This is a genomic window from Mucilaginibacter paludis DSM 18603, assembly GCF_000166195.2.
Lineage (GTDB): Bacteria > Bacteroidota > Bacteroidia > Sphingobacteriales > Sphingobacteriaceae > Mucilaginibacter > Mucilaginibacter paludis.
Genome location: NZ_CM001403.1, coordinates 3427558 through 3449962, shown reverse-complemented (window position 1 = coordinate 3449962; position 22405 = coordinate 3427558). Strand labels below are relative to the sequence as shown.

22 protein-coding genes are annotated in these 22405 nt (G+C 45.2%); 7 read left to right on the top strand and 15 right to left on the bottom strand.

Translation table 11 applies throughout. The annotated features are described in order from the left end of the window. Positions 1 to 428: 428 nt before the first annotated feature. From mobC to MUCPA_RS14505, 4 genes are all read right to left on the bottom strand, one after another. Positions 429 to 2420 (bottom strand): conjugal transfer protein MobC, encoded by a 1992-nt coding sequence (mobC, locus tag MUCPA_RS14520; RefSeq protein WP_008507334.1) that lies wholly within the window; start codon positions 2418 to 2420, stop codon positions 429 to 431. Positions 2421 to 2431: 11 nt separating this feature from the next. Then, the gene (locus MUCPA_RS14515; RefSeq protein WP_008507333.1) at positions 2432 to 3772 is read right to left on the bottom strand and encodes a relaxase/mobilization nuclease domain-containing protein; all 1341 of its coding nucleotides are present in this window, start codon (positions 3770 to 3772) and stop codon (positions 2432 to 2434) included. After that, a complete protein-coding gene (locus MUCPA_RS14510; protein WP_008507332.1) occupies positions 3757 to 4149 on the bottom strand; it encodes a plasmid mobilization protein in 393 nt (130 codons plus the stop codon). Before MUCPA_RS14510 ends, MUCPA_RS14515 begins: the two co-directional genes overlap by 16 nt. Positions 4150 to 4324: 175 nt before the next feature. Then, positions 4325 to 5332, bottom strand: coding sequence for a toprim domain-containing protein (locus MUCPA_RS14505; protein WP_040625977.1), 1008 nt, complete (start codon positions 5330 to 5332; stop codon positions 4325 to 4327). Between the two features lie 154 nt (positions 5333 to 5486). On the opposite strand from MUCPA_RS14505, the gene MUCPA_RS14500 reads away from it, so the two are divergent. Then, a complete protein-coding gene (locus MUCPA_RS14500; protein ID WP_008507330.1) occupies positions 5487 to 5774 on the top strand; it encodes a hypothetical protein in 288 nt (95 codons plus the stop codon). Positions 5775 to 5803: 29 nt separating this feature from the next. Here MUCPA_RS14500 and MUCPA_RS14495 read toward each other — a convergent pair whose 3' ends face one another. The 6 genes from MUCPA_RS14495 to MUCPA_RS14470 all read right to left on the bottom strand — a co-directional run bounded on the left by MUCPA_RS14495 (position 5804) and on the right by MUCPA_RS14470 (position 8329). Next, positions 5804 to 6274: a JAB domain-containing protein gene (locus MUCPA_RS14495; protein ID WP_008507329.1), complete on the bottom strand. Its 471-nt coding sequence runs from the start codon at positions 6272 to 6274 to the stop codon at positions 5804 to 5806. A gap of 211 nt (positions 6275 to 6485) precedes the next feature. Continuing rightward, positions 6486 to 6698 carry a hypothetical protein gene (locus tag MUCPA_RS14490; protein ID WP_008507328.1) on the bottom strand — a complete coding sequence of 71 codons (213 nt, stop codon included), beginning with the start codon at positions 6696 to 6698 and terminating at the stop codon, positions 6486 to 6488. Between the two features lie 87 nt (positions 6699 to 6785). After that, entirely contained in the window at positions 6786 to 7031 is a 246-nt protein-coding gene (locus tag MUCPA_RS14485; protein WP_008507326.1) for a hypothetical protein, read from the bottom strand. Between the two features lie 20 nt (positions 7032 to 7051). Further along, positions 7052 to 7318, bottom strand: coding sequence for a hypothetical protein (locus tag MUCPA_RS14480; RefSeq protein ID WP_157543912.1), 267 nt, complete (start codon positions 7316 to 7318; stop codon positions 7052 to 7054). Positions 7319 to 7383: 65 nt separating this feature from the next. Next, complete coding sequence (locus tag MUCPA_RS14475) at positions 7384 to 7818, bottom strand: DUF6908 domain-containing protein (protein WP_008507323.1); 435 nt, start codon at positions 7816 to 7818, stop codon at positions 7384 to 7386. A 40-nt stretch (positions 7819 to 7858) separates the two neighbouring features. Then, a complete protein-coding gene (locus MUCPA_RS14470; protein ID WP_008507322.1) occupies positions 7859 to 8329 on the bottom strand; it encodes a molecular chaperone DnaJ in 471 nt (156 codons plus the stop codon). Between the two features lie 712 nt (positions 8330 to 9041). Here MUCPA_RS14470 and MUCPA_RS14465 point away from each other — a divergent pair. Continuing rightward, positions 9042 to 9677 carry an RNA polymerase sigma factor gene (locus MUCPA_RS14465; protein ID WP_008507321.1) on the top strand — a complete coding sequence of 212 codons (636 nt, stop codon included), beginning with the start codon at positions 9042 to 9044 and terminating at the stop codon, positions 9675 to 9677. 136 nt (positions 9678 to 9813) lie between these two features. Here the strand turns inward: MUCPA_RS14465 and MUCPA_RS14460 are convergent, their stop codons facing one another. The 5 genes from MUCPA_RS14460 to MUCPA_RS14440 all read right to left on the bottom strand — a co-directional run bounded on the left by MUCPA_RS14460 (position 9814) and on the right by MUCPA_RS14440 (position 14391). Further along, positions 9814 to 10353 carry a hypothetical protein gene (locus MUCPA_RS14460; RefSeq protein ID WP_008507320.1) on the bottom strand — a complete coding sequence of 180 codons (540 nt, stop codon included), beginning with the start codon at positions 10351 to 10353 and terminating at the stop codon, positions 9814 to 9816. Between the two features lie 282 nt (positions 10354 to 10635). Continuing rightward, the gene (locus MUCPA_RS14455) at positions 10636 to 10917 is read right to left on the bottom strand and encodes a hypothetical protein (protein ID WP_008507319.1); all 282 of its coding nucleotides are present in this window, start codon (positions 10915 to 10917) and stop codon (positions 10636 to 10638) included. 247 nt (positions 10918 to 11164) lie between these two features. Further along, positions 11165 to 11881, bottom strand: coding sequence for a hypothetical protein (locus MUCPA_RS14450; RefSeq protein WP_008507318.1), 717 nt, complete (start codon positions 11879 to 11881; stop codon positions 11165 to 11167). 167 nt (positions 11882 to 12048) lie between these two features. Then, positions 12049 to 12588 carry an RNA polymerase sigma factor gene (locus tag MUCPA_RS14445; RefSeq protein WP_008507317.1) on the bottom strand — a complete coding sequence of 180 codons (540 nt, stop codon included), beginning with the start codon at positions 12586 to 12588 and terminating at the stop codon, positions 12049 to 12051. Between the two features lie 678 nt (positions 12589 to 13266). Further along, positions 13267 to 14391 (bottom strand): transposase, encoded by a 1125-nt coding sequence (locus tag MUCPA_RS14440; RefSeq protein ID WP_008507316.1) that lies wholly within the window; start codon positions 14389 to 14391, stop codon positions 13267 to 13269. Positions 14392 to 15076: 685 nt separating this feature from the next. Here MUCPA_RS14440 and MUCPA_RS14435 point away from each other — a divergent pair. The 5 genes from MUCPA_RS14435 to MUCPA_RS14415 all read left to right on the top strand — a co-directional run bounded on the left by MUCPA_RS14435 (position 15077) and on the right by MUCPA_RS14415 (position 22397). Further along, positions 15077 to 15676: an RNA polymerase sigma factor gene (locus MUCPA_RS14435; protein ID WP_008507315.1), complete on the top strand. Its 600-nt coding sequence runs from the start codon at positions 15077 to 15079 to the stop codon at positions 15674 to 15676. A 93-nt stretch (positions 15677 to 15769) separates the two neighbouring features. Continuing rightward, complete coding sequence (locus MUCPA_RS14430; protein ID WP_008507314.1) at positions 15770 to 16102, top strand: hypothetical protein; 333 nt, start codon at positions 15770 to 15772, stop codon at positions 16100 to 16102. A gap of 102 nt (positions 16103 to 16204) precedes the next feature. Next, a complete protein-coding gene (locus MUCPA_RS14425; protein WP_008507312.1) occupies positions 16205 to 17371 on the top strand; it encodes a FecR family protein in 1167 nt (388 codons plus the stop codon). Between the two features lie 180 nt (positions 17372 to 17551). Then, a complete protein-coding gene (locus MUCPA_RS14420; protein ID WP_008507310.1) occupies positions 17552 to 20917 on the top strand; it encodes a SusC/RagA family TonB-linked outer membrane protein in 3366 nt (1121 codons plus the stop codon). Positions 20918 to 20960: 43 nt separating this feature from the next. Next, positions 20961 to 22397, top strand: coding sequence for a RagB/SusD family nutrient uptake outer membrane protein (locus tag MUCPA_RS14415; protein ID WP_008507308.1), 1437 nt, complete (start codon positions 20961 to 20963; stop codon positions 22395 to 22397). The last annotated feature ends 8 nt before the right edge of the window (positions 22398 to 22405 follow it).

Here is a 22405-nt window from a genome sequence, read left to right as displayed (position 1 = left end):
CTGTCAAGGCTGCTAAATTAATGGTGCCGAACAAATCCAGTTCCTTATTTGCCCGTGGCGAATTTTATTACTATTGCTTTGGTAGTGGGTTGTTACTTATTGTCCTTTCCGGTATATCGCTGTGGCGGCACCGGGATTACCGGCCTGGAACGCCGGAAACAATCAGGATCGTTGATGCCTATCATCTGGTAACGTTCGCTCTTTTATTCCTCGGATTGGTGCTGGTTTGCATGGCGTCTATCTTATGGTATAAGCGCGTTTATAAGATTATAGGCCGGGTATTGTTGAAAAGAAATTGAGTTGGATTTTCCCCTTAGAAAAAAGCAGGTACACCGGGATTGCTTATCGGCTATGTGCCAATAACAATACCAAAAGATATACCCGCTTTTCCGGCCAGCATCAAAACGATGCTGGCCTTTTTTACAGCCTCAACTATTTTTTTTGATCACCAGATGCGCCATTGCAGGATCATTCATCATGCGTTCCATTTCTGCCTGCGCCAATTCCTCAATGTCCTTTTTGACCTGCAAATAATTGCGGTTGATCATGCCCTGGTCCACCTGGCGGATGATCGGGATAGGCTTGTAGGCGGCTTCCTCTTTATTGATCGCGTCAAAATCGGTCAGCATCTCGCAGTCAAAGGCTTTGAGTTCGATCTTCTGGTCGGGAAGATCGGAAAGGATACCGGCGAACTGCCCTGCCGATAGTTTGGCGATCTTCGATGGTGGTACGGCAGATTCCAGTTGCCTGCTTTTGGAAACCGATGTTCCGCTGTCGCTGATGGATAGGCTCTCCCTGTCCTGCATGATCTTGCCGATCTGTTCGGATAACTGTTTGGCACTGTCTCCCGTTTCCTGTCCGGCGATCAGATTACCGGCTATGCTCATGATCACATCGGCCTGCTCGCGCCCGTATTCCTTGCGTAATTGATTGACACTTTGCACCCCCATGACCACGGCGATGCGATTACTACGTCCTGTCGAGATGGTCGGGATCAAGTCTACTGAAATTGTAGGATATTCATCCAGCAGCAGCATACTTTTCAGTTTATTCTTTTGATTGATGACCTTCAAAAGCCGATTGGCGAACAACGATAATACGGCACCGTATATCTGTATCTTTTGCGGGTTATTGCCTATGCAAAGGATCTTGGGTTTCTCCGGGTTGTTGATGTCCAGGCTGAAGTCGTTACCGGTGAGAACATAATAAAGTTGTGGTGAAGACAACCGGGCCAATGCGATCTTTGCGGAAGCGATCTGACCTTCCAATTGTTCCATCACGTCATTTTCGTAGGCTCGGACGAATGGATTGATCAAGGCTTCCAGCTCTTTTGTACGCAGTATCGTGAACAGTGTATCGTAATCAAGCTGGATCAGCTCTATGGCATGGGGTAAGGTGCAGAACCGGCCATTTTGGTACTGGCGTAGAAACCAGATGATCGCGGTAAAAAAATTAATCGGTGATTCCACGAAAAAATCCCCTTGCCGGGTTTGCCAGACCTTGTTAAGTCCCAGCAAAATTGTCCTGGCCGATTCTGTGGCATCTGTAATATCAGACATGCTTTCCGGCTCCAGTGGGTTACCCCGGTGCGACCTGGAAGGGTCTTCAAAATTGATAAAGAAGCATTCTGCCTCATTCTTGTACTTATGTTTGTTCTTTAAATAATGATTGTAAGCGATCACTGACAGATCAGGGAACTTGAAATCGTAGATCAGCATCGTATAGGGATCATCTTTAGCCAGGGCCTGGCTGATAAAAAAGCGCAGTATGCTGCTTGTTTTACCGCTACCTGCGCTGCCCGACACCAGTGTTGACCTATAAGGGGCTACGATATTCAGAAAGCCTTTGCGCCATTTATTACGCAGCTGGTAGCGCATGGGTAGATTAACCGAGTTCTCATTGATCAAAAGCCGTTCTTCCTGCGGAAAGGTTTCGTTCTCCAGGTTGAATATGTCCTTGTTGTTGAAATTACTTTTGATGATCCTGGATACCAGCGTTCCGCCGGTCAGGATCAGTAGGAACCCCAATGAGGTCAGGCTCATGTAGATGATAGCTACCTGTGTCACAGATAGGCTGATGGAAAAGCATAAGTAAGTAATAAAATAGATCAGCAGCCCGGTCAGGATATAAGCTAAAGCAGTTTTGTAATTCTGCTTATCATCCTTTTTTCCTTTGGCCCCAATGAGCGCCACAATAAGCAGGGCAAGGGCAATTAATTTGGAGCGATGGAAAGTATTAAACAACCCGGTGCTACTGATGTTTTTTAATAGGTTATTTGTTAAGGGCATGGTCAAGCCCCATGCTTGAAATGCGCCATAACAGTAATAATAAAAGTGCAGTGTCAGCAAGGCGATGCTGATCAGCCTGGTCATGTCAAGAATTTTCCTGAGTGCCTGTTCGTTTTCTCCAGTGTTTGCCATAATAATGATTTTTAATGACGGTATCGTTTACGTTTTTTCTTTTTGGTAGACCTGAGTTCAGGGGCCATTTGGTCGGTGCCACCCTCATCCTGGAGCATGGTTTCCAGTAAATTTTTGCCGGATGCTGCCGAACCGTGTTCGGTGGGTGGTGTGGCGGGATCAAGCGGCGCATTGGGTTTCGGGCCGCTTGTTTTACCGCTGTCCGGTTGCCCGGAATCGGTGGATCGGGTTATTCCGGTTTGCTTTACGGCGGCTTGCTGCACGGTACTGTTCTCCGCTAATTTTTGCTGGATGGCAGCCACGCCGTAGCCTGGACCTACATCGCGACCATTGAATACGCTTTTGGTGTTATGATCAACGAATGTGATCCCGTAGACCCGCGCGTCTTTGTTCTCGCGGATGACGGTATGTACGCCGACCTTAGCTAATGCTTTTTTAAATTCCTCCAGGCTGGAAATCCCCTTGTTCATCAATACGCGGTCGATGGCGGTCTTCAGTTTTGACCGGTCCGGCATACGGGCGACTTCGCCTTTGGCGAAGCGTTTTTGCAGGAATTTCAGGGTGGGTTCATTGTAAAAGCTGCTGGCTTTGATCGGTTTGCAATCCTTCTTGCCGTTCTCTTCCAATACGGAATACAAAAGGCCGTTGTGTTTGAACGTGTTGGAATCTTCGCTACCCCGGTCTGCGGTAACATTGTACTGATTGAGTATGGCGTTTAGCTCCGGCAGACTGGTGTATTTATATTGCATCAGCACATGATCCAGGACATTGCCGATCGCCCGGCGTGTCTCGCTTTTCCGCGCCTTCACTTTCTCGGCCCGGATCGGTTTCAGCTCATAAACTTTTTTCCTTCCGCTCTCTTCCGCTTTAACCAGGCCAAAGGCGTTTTCGATCTCTTTACGTGCCGCGCTGCTCTGGTTACGGCCAATGTTAAAGGTGTCGATCCCGTGGCCATCAGGCTCGACGATTTGGGAAACGATATGCAGGTGTGGATGGCCGGAATCGTAGTGCTGATAGACCAGGTAAGGCTGCTGGCCAAAGCCGATCTGTTCCATATAGCTCGCTGCGATCTGGTTTAAAACTTCGGCGCTATCCATATTCTTTTTGGGGTCGAACCGGTCACTTTCCGAAGGGTCGAAATTTAAGGTAACATGCAGGCTGTTCCGCTCTATATTGGCGTTTAGCGCGGCTTGGTTTTCCAACCGGGCCAGCTTCTGATGATACCGGAGATCCTCATGGTCTATCGGGTAGTTCGCGGCACCGATACAAGTGGCCACACCTTCGGATATCTTGTTCTCGTTGTAGTTGAGAATGCGGCGTATGGAGTAGCCGGTTTTTACGATTGCAACCATGTCTCCGCAATTTTTTTGATGCCCAATTTGATCTCGTCGATCTTGTTGAAGAGGATCTTTTTTTCGACCTCCTGCTTTAAGATCCAGGATTGAATTTGCGCGGCGGTATCGCTCATGTGCAGCTTGTGGACCGACTGGTTAAAATTGACGCCGATGCTGTTCAGTTCGCCACGCAGGCGGATCATTTCAGCCATGAAATCATCCAGCGATGCGTTCCTGAAAGTGGTGGTAATGGGCTTCGCCAGCACGACCTTGCGGGTGTACTCGCTGAGCTTGCGGCAGGTGGTTTTTTTAAATCGGTCCTGGATAGCCTGGTATTCCTCTTCTGTCAGGCGTACATGGAGCCACTTATTTCGGTTGGTCTTCTGGTCTTTCATCACATATCATTTTCACGTTTCCAATTCCTAAAACCGATAGGTTAGCCCCGCCAACGACTTCGGAGTGATGGGCGGCAAGATCGGGTTGTGATACAACCCAACATCTTGCCGGTGCAGATCAAGCACCGTGGCTGTTTTCTGGGTAAGCTGTTTTACTCAGTTCGTTCTAAAAGCGCTAAAGGCTGTTGCGGCGAAAGGCTTTAACATTTGAGGGCTTCACAGCTTGCTGGGCCTTCCCGAAATTGACATGCCAGTCGTTGACATCTTTATAGTTTTTATAGAGGCCGCTTTTGTCCTGGTAACAGCTGCTTAACGTCATCGCGTAGCGGGTATAGCTTTGACCGGAAGTTCCCTGGTCAAGATAAAGCCCGGTTTCCCGGTGCTTTTCCATGAATGACCGGGCTGATTCAAAGAAGGAGAGGGAGTTTAAAATGACGTAGTTCAGCCGCTTATGATCCTGCCCCTGGTTGATGGTCATGAAAGAAAGAAAATCAAAAAAGCCTTCAAAAACGGCGGCTTCGTCGGCACCGTTGTCGATGGTGGTGATGCCTTTGGGACTACTGGATAATTTGACCAGGCTGTTGCGGATCTCGTAGCCGCCCAGGTCATTTCTAAAGCCGATAGCATAATAGTTTCGGCCCCCGATCTCATAGCGGATTTCCTTACAAAACCGGTCGTAAATTTCATAGGCGATGCGCCGTTCTTTGAGGTAGCTGACCAGCGGGTAGGAGGATACCAAATGCTCACTGAGTACCTTGATCTTATGCTCCTTTTCCTGGGGGATCACCTGGAAGTCGCTGCTGTTTTTCAGGTCTAAAAAAAGCGCGTCGCCTTTGTAAAATGTTACCAGGTCACGGATCGTCCAGTTGTTGTGTTGCATCGCAAAATCAACGAGCGTTCCGCCGTTGAACTCAGGCGGTTTGCGGTTGTATTTTTGAGCTTTAGCCAATGCCTCCGGCGTTGGCCTGCCACCAAAATCAATCCATTGGTTCTTCAGCCTGTTGACCTTAAATGACGCTGTAGATTCTGATCGGAGCGGAGATAAATACCAATGGTCGTTACCGCTTACTTTAACCGGCTCATACCCTAATTTGGAAAGGTAGCTCACCATATCCATGTCCCTGACCCGGTTCAGGATCTCTTTGATCTCGTCCGGACCGATGTTGTTGTTGATCGATTCCATACCACACATTTTCGTTTACACATTTCTTTAACGGATGCTAATTTAGATAGCCTGGATGTGATTCACTGCTCCTGGTCATATTATGCGCAGGATGGGTATGCTTTCTAAAAATATATTTGTAGTGCAATAAATTGATAACTTAAAAACGTGTACTATGAATTTAACGAGTGATGTGGCCAAAGTTTATGACATGCTCATGAGCTTTCCAGGCATGGAAGAAACAGTGAAGATCGATCTAAGGATCTCTCGAAAAAATGTACTGCTGTTAAACGGCGTGATCGAAAAGGGGGTGAGCGGTAAAGATGATGCCGGGGCCGCTGGCCTGTTGGAAGCCTTGCCCAAAGAAGTAGTAGAAGAGTTTAAATTATTGGCCGCCGACTGTTTACAGAAGGCGGGGCTAACGGAATTTAACAACAAATTGAAAGCGTTAAATTCCAAATGATCTCCAATGTTGGCAGCAAAAAAGGGGCTTTAAAGCAGCCCCTCATTTGCAAATGAGTAATAACCTTCCCGCGTAACAATGACATGATCTAAAACCGGTATCATTAGTAAGGCCCCGGCTTCCACTAACAGCCTGGTCATAGCCTTATCGTTGTGGCTTGGCATCCAATCGCCGGATGGGTGATTATGTGCTAAGATGATCCCTTTTGCATTGGCCTTTAAAGCGGCGGCGAAGATCAACCTGGGGTCAGCCGTTGTGGTAGAAGTCCCTCCGCTGGAAACTTCAAAGATGCCGATCACATTATTATTGGTATCCAGCAGCAGGATCTTAAACTCTTCTATAAAGTCTATTTTATCTGCGTCCCAACATTGTTTCAGTATCTTATACGCATCGTGGGCGTGACCTACTTTGGGTCTGTCGCTGCGTTTTACTTTGAGTTTGTAGCTCAATTGGATCTCTGCGACCTCGTAATGCGCTGTAGGCATGATTAACTTTTTCATAATGGATCTTTTTAAGTTGAATTAATTATGAAATGCGCTCCGGTCAGTGGCGACCAAGACCAAGAAGCAACGGAATAAAAAGCGCAGCGGTTTATGCCGGAATTTCTTGGTCGCCCCGGAGCCATCTTGCCGACCTTTGTGTAATAATTGATGTGTACTTATTTTATAAACAGCTATTTACTCCAGCATCCAGAGGGCAAACCGATAGCTGTTAGACCCGGCTGTCCAAGTTGCGCAATTGCTCCAGCATATAAGACCAGTACGACACCTGATCCCCGTAAGCCATCTCCTGGTCGTAGCTGCGGTTCTCAGGAAATGTGGCCAGGTTTGCTTCGGCCTGCGCAATAGCTTCCGGTAAATTTTTGATCGTAATTATGTTGTCGTATAGGTCAGTGATCAGCGGTGGCGTATGTTGGTTTTGCATGATGTTCGATTTGAAAAGTGATCTAAAAACAACCCGGTTTGCAGGCGTACTACCTGCAAACGGGTTGTCGTTGCAGCCCGATCAGGATCAGCCGGGATCATTAAATTTTATCAGGCGTTCATCATAATCATACTGCTGAACGGCTCCGGTAACCAGGTAGCGAAATACTACACTTTCTTCCTTGTCCCGCAGAAGGATGCCCCTGATCTCGAACCCTCCGGGGATCTCCACGCGGTGGAATTGTCGGCCCCCGAACAAACCCCTATAAGCCAGTAATTCTACTGCTATATCCTGGGCGGCTTCCGGTGTTACATGCTCAAAAGTTGTTTTCATCGTTGTTCATTTTAATCAGGTCATTTGTACCTGCGCATATTTTCAAAAAAGGCATACACGCCATGTATATCTTTCTCCGTAACCAATTTGCGGAACGTATTACCGTCTGTTTGGTAGCCATATTTCGGGTAATAGCATACGCTGAGTTCATAGCCCTCACTGGCCGGAAACTTTTCGTCCATCACTTTAAAAACTTTGATCAGCTTGGTTGTATCATTGATACTCCTGTCGTGGGTAGCAAAAAAGTGTGATCCGTTCAGTGCTACATTGATTTCGTAAGACATCATATTTTAATTGAATGGTGAAGAAAAAGGAACAGGTGGGCAGCGAATCCACCGCCCGTCCTGCATACCTATTTTAAAAAACCCTGCTGTTTGATGTTCTCAAACCAGATGTCGGCAAACTCTATCAGGTCGCTTTGCATTTTTCGATGAAAGGATTTAGCAGTGCCATCCTCGATCCTGACGCATTCCTGATAGATTCCTAAACTGTCTAACCGGTACATCTGCGGGTAGATCTCCAGCAGTTCCCAGGTATCAGGAAAGGGCCTGTTATCTACTACGATAAAACACATTTCGGGATCACGCATTAGATCGCCATTTTGTTCATAGTAATGGGCCAGGCTATATAACTTCCCGATCCCAAACGGTGTGCTGACCTGTTCGCCTATCAGCTCGATCACTAAAGGCATATACTCCGGGATCTCAATGCGCAGATGTTGTTTACCATTCAGTTTGACCAGTAGGTCACTGCATACTTTTTTACTGTTTTCATTTACACTTATCATAACGTTCACGGTGATCGAACAGCACCGCCACTGTTTTTAATTATGCAATTGATCTGTATTGATGCCCGTTAATGGTTTGGCTACCATACTTTTGTTTGATCTCATCTAACGACTTTTTACCCCCTTTGCATTTGTAATCATCGGTTCGGAAATACCAGGCGATCTTTTTGGAGGCGTAGAAAAAGCCTGCTTCTTTGATCTGATCTTTCACGGGCCTGGTGTCACCGGTTACCCAGATCCAGTTACCCACTAACTCGATCACGATACCCGGTAAATGAATGATCTTTTCAATGGCCTGCCGGTACGCTTCGGAATACTCCATCTGTTCGCTTGCCTGTTCATCAGACAGACCGGCACCCTTGTAGATCTGCGCACAGGCATACGCATACTCCGTATTGATGGCCTGCATAGTCACCACATCCCCGCCAACGTCGGGATGATTTTCTTTCGCTAACTTTTTGTAAAGCGCTTTTACTTCGTCGATCGTCTGGCACTCTTTAAAGAATTTCATAGTTGTAATTTTTAATGATTGATCATTTTGATTCTCTTTTTTTTCACCCGCGCCTTTCTGTGTTCCAGAGCCGGATCGGTTGAAAAAGAAAGCGATTGAATGACGCCCGGCAACTTTGATTCTGGAAAGTCCCGAAGGGTGGATGGCGGGAATTTGGTGTATACCCCGCCGTTCATTCCGTAGAATCAATTTTGCCAGTCATTATCTTTGCTGGCCTTTTACAGATCCGGTTTTGGGACACAGCATAAAGGGGTGGGCTGAAAGAAAACGATCGTTTAGCCCGCTGATCCTTGATCAGCATTTTAAAAAATCATAAAGTTTTGAACAGGAAAGGGACGTTATTCAGAAGTGGGGGATAGGGTGGCGTTAAAGCCAAAGGGAAGTATCCTGCTTGGCCTTAGCCGGATCATGGCCGGGTAAGGTCGAGGTGGATAACAGGAATTACAAATGCTGTGACAGATGCGCAGCACCGCCCGGCGGGCAGCGGTGTCTTTCTCCGGGAAAGTCGCCGCTGATCTGGCGCTGCATTTGTTTCGGAAGGATCACGAGGTAGCTTGCAAAATGCGTCCGCCGATTGAGCGGGTATCCTTTTCCTTCAGGAAAAGATAAGAGCGGAATGAGTGCAGAACGCCCAAATCTTTTTTAAATAGAGGCCCTCAACATCAGGCTGATACTGATAAAAGACGTATTTTTAACATATAAAATATTGTAAATGAACTTGCCTATTGAAGACGGTTCCGAAGAAGAAAAGTTAAGGGAACTGATCCCTGGAATTGTTAGAGGAAATAAGCGGGCTATGGATCAGTTTTATGATCTGTCTTTTGATAAACTTTGTCGGCTGACCCAGCGTTTTATTAAAGATGATGATACTGCCTGCCAGGTCATGGGCCAGACCTACAGTGACTTTTATAGGAAAGGTCAGCAGCTATTAAGCGTCAGGTATCCGAGTGTGGTACTTGTTAAAATGGTTATGAGTTTGATTCAGAAGTTCAATGCGGCCAATGGTAAATTTAGTTTACCTGGGGATTCTTCGGCACCGCTCATGCAGGGACAGGAAAATGCAGTGTCCTTGTTACAGGCAGGTGCCATCATAGAGGAAGCGACCAATCAACTGACGGGGACAGAACGGCGCGTGTTTGATCTTCACTATCGGAAAAAAATGTCGCTGGCTGAAGTAGCATTGGAACTGGGTTACACGGAAGGAGAAACAGAATATTACTTACAATTGGCCATGACCACTTTACGTAAGATCATGGCTGAATCGGATCTGATCGTCGGTGGGTCACTAAGTTGGAGAAAGCCCAAATATCTCATTACGGGTATCTTTCGCAGAGGGCGTAAAGGTTAAAAGTATACCCCGTTGACCATAGGGCAAAAAAAAGCGGGTCCGGCTTTAGAGCCTGGACCCGTAACAGATGCTATCATTAAATCAGCTAACCATAGCGATCTGTTTCAGGGGCAAATGTTTTATTTCGGCCCACATATTAATAAGGCTGTACATGCCTGATAAAAAACTCGATGTCGCTTAAACTCACCGGGTCCGCGCTCTTGCCGCCAGACGTGGAAATTTCCGCCAGTTGCCTGTTCAGGCCATCCAGGAACTTAGGGCGCTCTGATTCACCATACCAAATTCTTTTAGAAACACCTCCATTGGCCTGCATCGAAAGCATATAAGTAACGTTATACCTGCTTTTATAATGGTCAGCCAGGTAATCATTGTCTTGGGGATCATAACTGGCGCTCAAGAAAACGTCGCGCATGTACTGATAGGTTTCCGGGTAGGTGCGGTGTCCTTTAAAACTTAAGCAAGTACGTTCCTGGTTCGTTATGCCGTAATAACTGGAATCAGGGTAGATGTGTATGAAGTTTTGAATATAGACGCTTGTGTCCGTTGGCCAGTAATAACAGACATAAATTAAATCCGGCAGTACCGCTGGCTTACCGTCTTCCGGCTCACTGTTATGCCTGCAACTACATAAACAGGCCAGCATGAACAGCGTAAAAGTGATCTTGATATACCTCATATAACAATCAGTGTTTAATTGGTAGCTGTTTTAAACAAGCGTTTTATTTGGAACCTTTATGATTATAATCAGTCCGGGTGATCCCGGACTGAAGTGACAAAAACAGGCTAACTGTTTCAGTAAAACAACAGGGTTCGCCGGAAGCATGAATCCATTTATACTACAGCTAAAAACTCGGACCCCGGAACCTGGACAAGTTGGGCTGCTTCCGCTACACCGGTGCCTGTTGACCGCATCCGGTTGCGCGAGACTTAGGCTATTTGCCCTTGCCTTCTTACATCGTTAGAAAACGAAGTAAGGGTCCTTCACCAATAAACGGGTGAAAAAAAACGATCGGTCTTTAACCCATACTATTAATGTCTGAGGCTGACTTCGATCATCCTGGTATGGTGAATTTTCCATCTCCCAGGCGGCCCACGCCAAACCAGCTATCATCAGCCCCATTGCTATAAAAAAGATCACGAACAAGATCAGCGCATATTTATCAATTGACTTTTTGCCATTCTGAAAGTCTCTTTCAAGATCCGCATCAATTTTTTGAGCGTGTTCAAATTCATCCAGCATAAGCAATTTTACTTGAAAAATGTAAACAATGGGCTTGGTAGACACCAAGCCCGTTTTTTTCCAATCATGAATACTTCTCAGTATCATCTAAGAGAAGGCATGTGCAAACCAACCATTTCTGCCATCTCTGTGTTGCGACAAGTACCCCTTGCCGGACTTAGGGAGCTGAAGGCCTCCCTTCCCGCCGTTCTTGACAGATGCGGGGTGTTCTCGGATGCTTGCTAAAGAATAGATTTAGTGATCTTCATTATGAATCCCTGTATCTGTTATAAATATCATTTGGTGAATAAGGTGGCGGATTTTTTAAATATACCCGGCACCGTTCTAACGTAAATTCCCACATGATCTCTTCGTTTCTTCTATATTGATTTAAACGGAAACGGTATTTCCATATCAGTCTAAAGGTGTTATCTACAACTTCCATCGCCAGGTCACTGCGTTTGAGCAAACTGAAACTGGCTCCATACAGATCGTCATTAAACAACTTTTTCAAATGGCCCAATGCCTCGTAGTTACCCAGGCTTATTTCGGTAAACAGGCTGTCCTTGTCTTTAGGGTTATCTGGTACCGGAAAAACGACCTTAAAATCACCAAGATATTCCGGCACCTGGTATTCCGGTGGTTCGGTAAACCTGTTCCTGTATTGAGGCGGCCTCTCAAAATAAAATTCGTCCGCTAAACCTGCCGATGTTTCCTCAATAAACCTGTCGAATTGAAAGGTGTTATCCGCTATATGTTTAAACCGGTACCTGAAGATCCAGGTACCTTCAAATACCGCTTGAAATAAAGCATCAGCACCAGCAGGCACATACAGTTTCTTTAGCCCTATGCCTAATAGCTGTTCCTTATATAAACTTCCGAACAATTGGTGCGCTTGCTGACTGCCTTGCGATATTTCGTACAGCAAGACTTGATAATCCCGATGCTCTTCCTGGTTTTTTAAACGGTGGTGTATTTTCGGCATTACTTCCTGTATACTAAATAATGAGCATAAGCATAGAAAAGCACAGCACCTAATACATAGATCAACATAACAACAACAAGGATCAAAATAGTCCCGGATCGCAAGGTTATATTGTCTTTTGGATCAGAAAAATCAATATGTTGCTCATGCAAATTGTTATTCCTGGTTTATGCTCTTAAATGTTGCAGCCTTTTCCGAAGTTTCTCTAATGCTGTGTGTAGGTGCGTATGCACCGTACTTTCACTGACCCGTAGCAATGCAGCTGTCCTTCTCCGGTTTACGCTTTCCATTTTACTTAATACAAATGCCTGCCGCTGCCGCTCAGGCAATGACCATATCGCCGTCATGATCTCCGTTCTTATCCAGGTCTTTTCTGCCGGATCGGAAAATGGGAGATAAGCTGTACCAATACTGTTCATCGTATACTGTGCTAAGACCTTGGCTGTTCGCTTTCTCCGGCGGTGGCTGTCCGTGGAACGATTCGTCAATGCTCTGAACAGATACGCGGAAAGATCATCAATGCTCATAAAATGTTTTTTCTGCCAAAGGTCCAAAAGAATATCCTGCATCATGTCGCCTCCATCCTGGCCATTATCAAAATGAATAAAGTTTTTGGATCGCATCAGTTCCAGGCAGGCGCTATACACCTCCTTAAAAGCATCGCTATCCCCACGCATCAGGCTTTCCCGTAAATTATCAGTCATCATACCTTTTTTGATAGGCTTTTAAATAAGCCCCCTATGTGGAAACATTGGGGCGTTGCTAACCTATGAAAAACACCGAGTTAAATATCTTCTTGCGCCAGCTGTCCTGCGCTTTTTGCAAAGCGGAAAACAGGCTGACTAAATCAGGCTTGACCGAACGGAGGCAAAATAGTGTAGTAAATCAACCTGCTACCTGTTGACCTCAGCTAAAATTGGGAGTTATATAGCTGGAGACAGTAATCAGATTTCTTACTGCAAATTAAGATAAAGTTTTAATAACCTATCATTTCATACCTTGTTTTTTTTAGGTGTGATGATACTTTTTTTAAGAGCCAGTATCAGAAAAGGCTTAATACCTGGCAGAACATCCCCTATCAGGAATACTCAATGCCAGCATGTTGTCTATACTCAAATAATTAAGTATTTAGTAGGTGCAACGCGGCCCCACCTTACGGCTGAACAAACAGCCTCCGATCCATTTTAACAGGCTTGCGAGGTGGTGCCACCTAATAGCCTAAGTGATGTTTACCGGCAGAAATGAAACGCATCATGATCATGAATTGTCGTCACGCCAGCATGTTGTCTATACTTTAAAAGAAAAGTATTTAGTGAGCGCTACGCGGCCTCACCCTACGGCTGATACAAGCAGCCTCAAAATCTTTGCGAAGCCGAACGGCTAATTTACCTGGCCGTCACGGTTATGCCTTTCAGATTTCCTTTATAAGTGATCTTATCCTTTAAGTTATACCAGCTCCAGTTGTGCAGGAGGCATTCATCCTGTTTCGTTCCTTCCTGTGCTTCCTCCACGTTCACCAGCACTAAAGACGCGGCCTGATGCTTGACACACAGGTCTATTAGCTTACGCGAGTAAAAATGAATACGGCTATTGATATAATTACTTTCCAATGCCTGAAACTTATGGGTAGCTTTCATCTTTCTTTTGCGTCCCCGGCCACCGCGACTGCTCGATGTACCTTTTTGTGTTCTTGACAGGCTGTTTTGGATAGCGATCCGACGATACATAAATTCTTCTTTGTTGCCGATCTCATATCGGTACTTGCCGATCGTTACGACGATAGGTGTATCGATGGTTAGCGTTGCTTCGGCAACTTCGTCGCTGTCCGTAACGGTCAATTTCTTTTCATAAGAAAATGTGGCCATCCAAAAGATCTTCCCGGCCTGCATCTTCATGCTGCTTGTACACAATTTCACTTTGTTATCCAATAGCCCATCCATCAATGCGGATTTATCAAAATTCTTCTCCCGGCCCAGGTAAGTTTTAAAAGGTATGCCGAATATGTCAAAGGTATAGTTCCGGCCCTTCGGTATTTTAGCGAAGTGCCTGAAGTCTTTAGCGGCGATCGGCATTGGGATCTCACGTTTATAATTGCGTAAAGACCGCGTTCCAAGATTGTAGCCCATCCTTTCCTTTTGATATGTGCCACACAGGTTATTGTTGAGCGCACTCAATATGGACATTGGCATTTCACCCTTGAATTTTTGGGACAGCATTTGGTAAGTGCTGTTCTTTTTTGATGTGCGTAAAATGCCGCTTGGGTCTTTGGCAACGTTGGTTAATTTTATTTTGATATCCTCGGTTAAATAGATCATGTCTTTTAAGCGATCCTGCATATAAAGCTCACTGAGGATCAGGTTAGCGGCCCTGCGGCAGGTACGCTGCCACTGACACAACAATTCGAAGGCTTTGTTCTGTGCCTCCTGGTCTTTGATGTTGAGTAGCAGTTGTATTTTCCGTGTCAATACAATTTTCGTTTTCGCTTCCTCTGCTGCTTCCAATGCGCTCATGGTGTAATGCAATTGCGTTTTTAAATTGGCGTCCTGTAGACACAGGACAGCCGATGTCTGACGACATATGAAATTACAAGTTAAAAGAATTGGTATCCGGTGCCGGTGCGGATCAGCGCAGTGACAACCTGGACCTGTCAGGTTTGACGAGTGAAAGCAAATAGTGTAGTAGTGGTATCAACCGACCGGAGCGCTCAACAATAACCTGATCAGTTCACCGACCATTTATTAAGCTCTAACGCAGTTGTTTGATTTATTGACGCGGCTAAATTAACGTAAACCTATATTCAAAAAACATTTCATTCAGATTTTTTTTATTGCGGCATTATGCGTTCATTATTTTTTGAATACGAGATATGCTTGCTATAACGTTTTGTCAATGGGCTGTTAGGAAGCCAATGCGATCAGCTGAATACCTGTTTGGGATAAACCGAAGCGGTTTTTTGCGCTTTTTTGGGATTTAAAGGGGCCTTTACCGATAACAAATAATTTTTTTATTGGTCTTGCCCTATATTTGACAAAGTTTATTTAACCCTTTTCAGCAGGTCTTAAAACGAACTACGGTAATTAGCCGTATGTAAAACACATTCCCTGAAATCTAAATTCTATGGAAGGCTCTTGATAAGCAGTAATTATTATTGTAATTTTAAGATGTGTAATTGCTTACATATGTGGAGACTTCTGAATGAATCACTTTAAGAACCACTCGGACAATGATCTGTTTTCGCTGATGCGTGAAGGCAGTGAAGACGCATTAGGTGAGATCTATCGCCGTTATTGGGACGTGCTGCTCTCCGTTGCCAAAAATCGTTTGAAGCACCAGGAAGAAGCAGAAGAGTGCGTACAAAATATTTTCATTTCCCTGTGGCAAAACAGGAAGGAAACGGAGATCAAGTTTCTGTTGAAGACCTACCTGGCCGGTGCCGTCAAATTCCAAGTGCTCAATGCGCTGGCCAATCGCGCCCGTGCGGAGAAACGCCTGTTCGCATCGGTCGATTATGGGATGGATCTTAGTACCCCGTCCGCTGAAACACATTTGATCGCCAAAGAACTGATGGTCAGATTAGAAAATACCATATTGATGTTGCCTGAAAAGTGCAGGATCGTTTATCAAATGAGCCGTGACGAGGGCCTGAGCCACCAACAGATCGCTGATGAATTGAATTTGTCCCCGAAGACGGTCAATAATCAGCTGACTAAAGCATTGAAAAATATCAAGGGTAGTCTGACCAGTTTGTTCCTGACGCTCTATATCTTCCTGATCTTGGCCAAAGGTTTCTTTTAGCCTACCAACTCATTACCCGCACTCCGGTCAGTTCCGTTTGATTTTTTTCTACTCACCATTGATAAGTTACTAATTTTGTTAGTAATTTACAACATGCCCATTTTTAGAATAACGGTGAAGTTGTGTAACGGGAGAGGCCAAACGGTCCTTCGGATGTGGTGGGATGATCTTAACCTTGCCTATAATGTGGTGCGTAAGCGTGTGCATACCTATTACGGCAGTGAAAATGTCTGCACATTTGATATGGTCATGTTATGCGAACATTCGCGGGAATACCAGGACTTTGAACATCACATCAGAAACAACCTGCGTTACCGCGTAAGCAGTGTCTTTGACCTTCCACCCCTAACAAAAAAACATATAGCTGCACCACGACCTGCTGAAAGCAGCGATACCAAAGTGCTTAGACTGCCTGGCAGGAACTGAAACTTTACATTGGCGACAAAAAATTCTACGATCTAAAAAATATTTCAACATGGAATAGGTATAAGGATCACTTTCTATTACTATAGAAGAAACGATTCTTACATGGAAGAAAAACCATCCATAACCTATATCACCGAACTCGCCCGAAAATGGCGGACGGGTACACTCTCGGAAGAAGAGCAGGGCATTCTGGATCAGTGGTATAGCGACCACCAGGATGAACTATTGCCCTTACCGGAAGGGAGTACAGATAATCCCTATGTGATCAAAGACAGGATGATGAAGCAGATATTCAGCAAGATCGAACCTGAGCATAAAACGCATTTCATCTATACCTGGAAATATTATATCGTTGCTGCTTCGGTGTTGCTGGTTATTTCCATAGGCACCTATTTCTACCTGCAAAACACACCCGTTCATGTGCAGGAGCAGTCCTTTGCGAACATCGATGCCGCCCCCGGCGGCAACAAGGCCGTTCTAACCTTAGCCAATGGTACCAAGATCAGTTTAACCAGTGCAAAAAATGGGGAATTGTCCGTACATGACGGGATCAGCGTTACCAAAACCGCTGACGGGAAGCTGGTCTACACCATTAAAGAAAAAAGTGGCTCTACCGGCGCTCCGGCAGGGTTTAATACCATCGAAACCCCCGCAGGAGGCCAATACCTGGTCGTGCTGCCCGATGGCAGCCAGGTGTTCCTGAATGCCTCCAGTAAGCTGACCTACCCGGAGAGGTTCGCGGTCAATGAACGCCGTGTATCCCTGGAGGGGGAAGGCTATTTCGAGGTAAGCCATAATAAAGCCCGTCCATTTAAAGTGATCAGCAACGACCAGGAAGTACGGGTACTCGGTACCACATTTAACGTAAACGCCTATGCTGACGAGCATCGGATCATCACGACACTGGCCACCGGCTCGGTCGAAGTGAGTTCAGCGCAATTTAAAAGATCGATCATACCCGGCCAGCAGGCTATCAATACGCCGGGGCAAGACATTCATGTACAACAGGCGGACCTGAAAACGGCTCTTGCCTGGAAAGACGGCTGGATCTCATTTAAAGATGCGGATCTGCATAGCATCATGCGCCAGTTGTCCAGATGGTACAATATCAAGATCAGGTACAATGGAGCGGTAACGGGAGACATATTTAACGGAGTTGTCTCCCGCAGCTCCACCTTAAACGAGGTACTGGAGGTGCTGAAAGAAGGCAACATTAAATTCAAACTCGAAGAAGATAAGCAGGAAGGAAAGACACTTATAATTAACTAAATCAATATTCACCTTACTAATTAACCGCTAATGAAATAGACAAGGAACAGCCAGAACAGATCAGGAGGTTTTCTATATAAAAAAGCCGGATGTGTTTGCGAGACACATTCCGGCGAAGACCGGGAAACCTCATTACCCTTTGCGTCAGATATTAAGCATTAACCCAATCAGATCAAATTTATGCAAATTTTTACGAGCATAGTTTACGCTTTGCGTAAATTATTCGCCTGTACCGTACCTTCAGCATTACGAACAGCACTCCGGAACAAGGAAACCCAAAAGAAAATAGCTATGCGGCTACAAGTTATCACCCTCTTTATGATCGTCGGCTGTATCCAGGTCGGGGCCAAAAGTTTCGGGCAACAACGTGTCAGCCTCAACTTCAAAGATGCCTCCGTGGATCGCGTCTTTAACCAAATCTCGGAACAGACCCATTACGGTTTCTGGTACAACAAATCCGAATTAAGCCCCGATATTAAGATCACCGTTAACCTGAAAGATGCCAACCTGCAGGAAGCCCTGGAACTGATCTTTAAAGACCAGCCCATGACCTTTAAACTCGTCGGCAAATACATCGTGGTCAAACCCAAAGCACCGACCATTCTTCAAAAGATCAGTGAATACCTCAAAAAAATTGAAGTACGTGGCATGGTCACCGGAGAACAGGGGGAGCCACTGCCCGGCGTCAATGTCAGCATCAAAGGCGTTGCTACCGTAACCAGCACCGACGAGAACGGTAACTACCGGATCGACGCAGAAGAGAACGCGACCCTGGTGTTCAGCTATATCGGTTACAAGAACCAGCAAATAGCTATCAATGGTAGAAACCAAATCAACGTTCAGTTATCCGCAGACATCAGGCAACTGAGCGAGATGGCTATTAAAGGGTACTATAATACCCCCAAAACTTTAAATACCGGGGACGTCAGCACCCTGAAAGGTACCGACATCGCTAAACAACCCGTATCCGATCCGATCATGGCCTTAGAAGGCCGGATACCTGGCCTTTACGTCAGCCAATCATCTGGAGTTGTCGGCGCTCCGCTTACCGTTAGGCTACGAGGACAAAACAGTATCGCTAACGGCAATTCGCCGTTCTACATCGTTGATGGTGTACCGTTCCCGTCCGCCTCTATTGGGGCTATACCCGGCGCAGGCGGCTTAATCAGTCCCTTTGCCAGTATCCGCCCTAATGATATCGAAAGCATTACCGTGTTGAAAGATGCGGACGCCACAGCGATCTACGGCTCGCGCGGCGCGAACGGTGTGATCCTGATCACGACTAAAAAGGCGAAAGCCGGTAGAACTAAAGCGGAGTTTAATGTCTACACCGGAACTGCGAAAATTACCAATAAGCTAAAGCTTATGAATACCGCCCAATACCTTGAAATGAGGAACGAAGCATTCAAGAACGACGGCGGCACACCGGGCGCCACGGACTACGATGTGAACGGTACCTGGGATCAAAGCCGTAATACTGATTGGCAGGATGTTCTGATCGGGAGCACTGCCCGTTTCACGGACGCACAGGGTACGCTTTCCGGTGGTAATGAAAATACACAGTTCGCTTTAAGCGCAGGATACCGTAAAGAAACGACCGTGTTCCCCGGAGACTATGGCGATAAAAAAGGCTCTGCCCGTTTAAGCATCAACCATCAATCAGAAGATAAAAAGTTCAGCGCTAATGCTGTCATTTCATACCTGAACGATAACAACAATTTGCCAAACGCGGATCTAACCACCAACATATTTTTAGCGCCGAATGCACCTTCTATTTACAAAGACAACGGGGATTTAAACTGGCAAAACTCGACGTGGAAGAACCCCTTCGGGCTTTTAAGAAAAAGCACAACAACGATCAGTGATAATCTCAATAGTAACCTGATCTTGCAGTATGATTTACCTGCTGGCTTCCAGATCAAAAGCAGCTTTGGCTATACCAATATTGGGCTTTTAGGTACTCAGATTAACCCATTCAGCGCTCTTGATCCAACCACTGCTAATCCAGCAAATAACCGGTCATATTCTGTCAATACCAACAGTTTAAAAACCTGGATCGTTGAGCCTCAATTAAACTACACTAAGAGGATCAATAAACACCAAGTTGATGTATTGTTGGCTACAACCTTCCAGGAAAATAACCAGCGAAGAATTATGCAAAGTGCATCTGGTTATACCAGTGACGCTTTAATCGAAAATTTAGCTGCCGCGACATCTGTAATTAATAGCAGTGTTTATACACAATACAAGTACAACGCTGTCTTCGCACGGATCGGTTATAACTTCGACGAGAAATACGTATTGAACTTAACCGGTAGGCGCGACGGGAGCAGTCGATTCGGCCCCGGAAAACAGTTTGGTAACTTCGGGGCTATCGGTGCCGCCTGGAATTTTTCAAAAGAGAAATTCATTAATGAACGATTGCCCTTTTTAAGTTTCGGCAAACTGCGCGGCAGTATCGGCAGCACAGGCAACGACCAGTTGGAAGATTATAAATTCCTGGATACCTATACCTCTAATTCATTGGCTTATTTAGGTAATAACGGGATCAGTCCTACCCAATTGACCAATTCAGAGTTTGGCTGGGAAACGATAAAGAAGATCGAAGTCGCTGTTGAACTTGGCTTTTTCAAGGATCGCGTCCAGTTGAATGCAAACTGGTATCAAAACCGAACCGGTAATCAATTGGTAGGCTACCCTTTGCCGGCCATAACCGGATTTACAACCGTACAAGCGAATCTACCCGCAGTGATCGAAAATAAAGGTTTTGAGCTTGACCTCACCACCGTCAACCTGAGAAACTCAAAACTGACCTGGACCTCTTCGTTCAATATCAGCTTCCCTAAAAACAAACTGGTATCGTATCCTAATTTGGCCGCGTCCAGTTATTCATCCACCTACGTTATTGGGGAACCGCTGTTTATCAATATGCTTTATCATTACACAGGTATCGATCCACAAACGGGTGTATATACGTTTGAAGACTACAACAAAGACAATTCCATTACTTCGACCTTTGACCGCATACCCGTATTTGTCGGCCAAAAGTTCTTCGGAGGATTCAATAATTCTCTTACTTATAAAGGCTTCAGTTTAGACGTGTTTGTACAATTTGTAAAACAGACAGGATACAACTATTTAACCAATAGCTTGCCTGGCGCTTATTCCAGCAGTTCTACAACGGGGAATAATCAATTGGAGGTGGTTATGGACCGTTGGCAAAATCCTGGTGACGAAAGGACATTTGAGAAATACACCCGGCTCGGTGGCGCTGCTTTTACTGCAAATACCAATCTCAATGTGAGCGATGCCCGGATCAGTGATGCGTCATTCATACGATTAAAGAATATATCGTTAACTTATCAGCTGCCTGAAAAATGGATAAGTAAAATAGGCCTAAGTAATGGTAGATTATATTTACAAGGTCAAAACCTTGCCACCATTACAAATTATAAGGGCCTTGATCCCGAAAACAGTCGACCAGATAATACTATTCCACTCGCACCTTTGAGACTACTAACTATAGGAACACAACTGACTTTTTAATTTTCTATAGCATAAAATATATTATCACTTTATCGTAACCACTATGACCCCAAAATATTATTTTATCGCAGTTTTACTGCTCACTGCCTTTACCTCGTGCAGTAAATTTGTAGAGATAGACCCGCCAAAGAATAAACTGAGCACAGCGTTAGCTTTCGCCGATAATGAAACGGCGAATACAGCCATGACGGCTATATACACGAAAATGAATACTTCAGGTGATGTTAATCCTTATATCACCGCATTGTACTTAGGTTTATGTTCGGATGAATTAACTACATATTCAACTGCACTCAATATAAAGCAAGTTTACTCGAACAGTTTGGCCCCTTCAGATGCATTGACCAATGATATTTGGACACTCGGCTATAACTGTATTTATCAGGCAAATGCTGTAATTGAAGGATGCGAAAAATCAACCAGCCTTTCGCAAGACGTTAAAATACAGCTTACCGGCGAAGCATTATTTATACGTGCTTACTGGCATTTCTATTTGACCAATTTGTTCGGCGACGTGCCGTTGGTTTTGCAGACAGATTATCTCATTAATTCAAGGTTAGCCCGAACACCGGGAGCGGCTGTTTATGATCAAGTTATTGCAGACCTTAAAATTGCCCAGCAAAATTTAAACCCCAATTTTGTTGGTGCTAATGGCCTGACGACCACAACTGAACGCGTTAGACCGAATAAATACGCGGCTGTTGCTCTACTTGCCAGGGTTTATTTGTTTACGAATAAATATAGCGAGGCGGAACAGGCTGCGAACCTGGTTATTAATAATAAGCCCACCTTTGACATTGCACCGCTGGACGGCGTATTTAAAAAGAATAGTGTGGAAAGCATCTGGCAGCTGATGATGCCCACGCCAACTCAAAATCGAAATACTTACGAAGGAGCTTATTTTATTCTCACTGCCAAACCTCAGTTGAATAATATCAATTCATCCACACTCAGCCCTCAATTGCTTGCTGCTTTTGAAGCTACTGATCAAAGAAAGACAAGTTGGATCGGGAAATTCACTGACGCGACCGTAACGCCGAAAATCGATTATTACTATCCCTATAAATATCAGGTAGCCAGTTCTGCTACCATTACAGAATACTCTACTGTACTTCGCTTGTCGGAACAATACTTAATCAGGGCAGAGGCCAGGGCATTGCAGGATAATTTGTCGGGCGCTATAGATGATATAGATGTCATTCGTAAGAGGGCCGGATTGTTGCTGATCAAAAATACTAATCCCACAATTTCAAAGCCCGATTTATTATCCGCAATTCTAAAAGAACGTCAAACTGAATTGTTCTGCGAATACGGACACCGCTGGCTGGATCTGAAGCGCACCGGGAAAGTAGATGAGGTAATGAAAATCGTTACACCTATTAAGCTTGGTGCATGGGATACGAATTTTCAATTATTTCCTATCCCACAAAAAGACAGAGATAACGATAATCAGTTGACACAGAATTTAGGGTACAAATAATAGCAGCG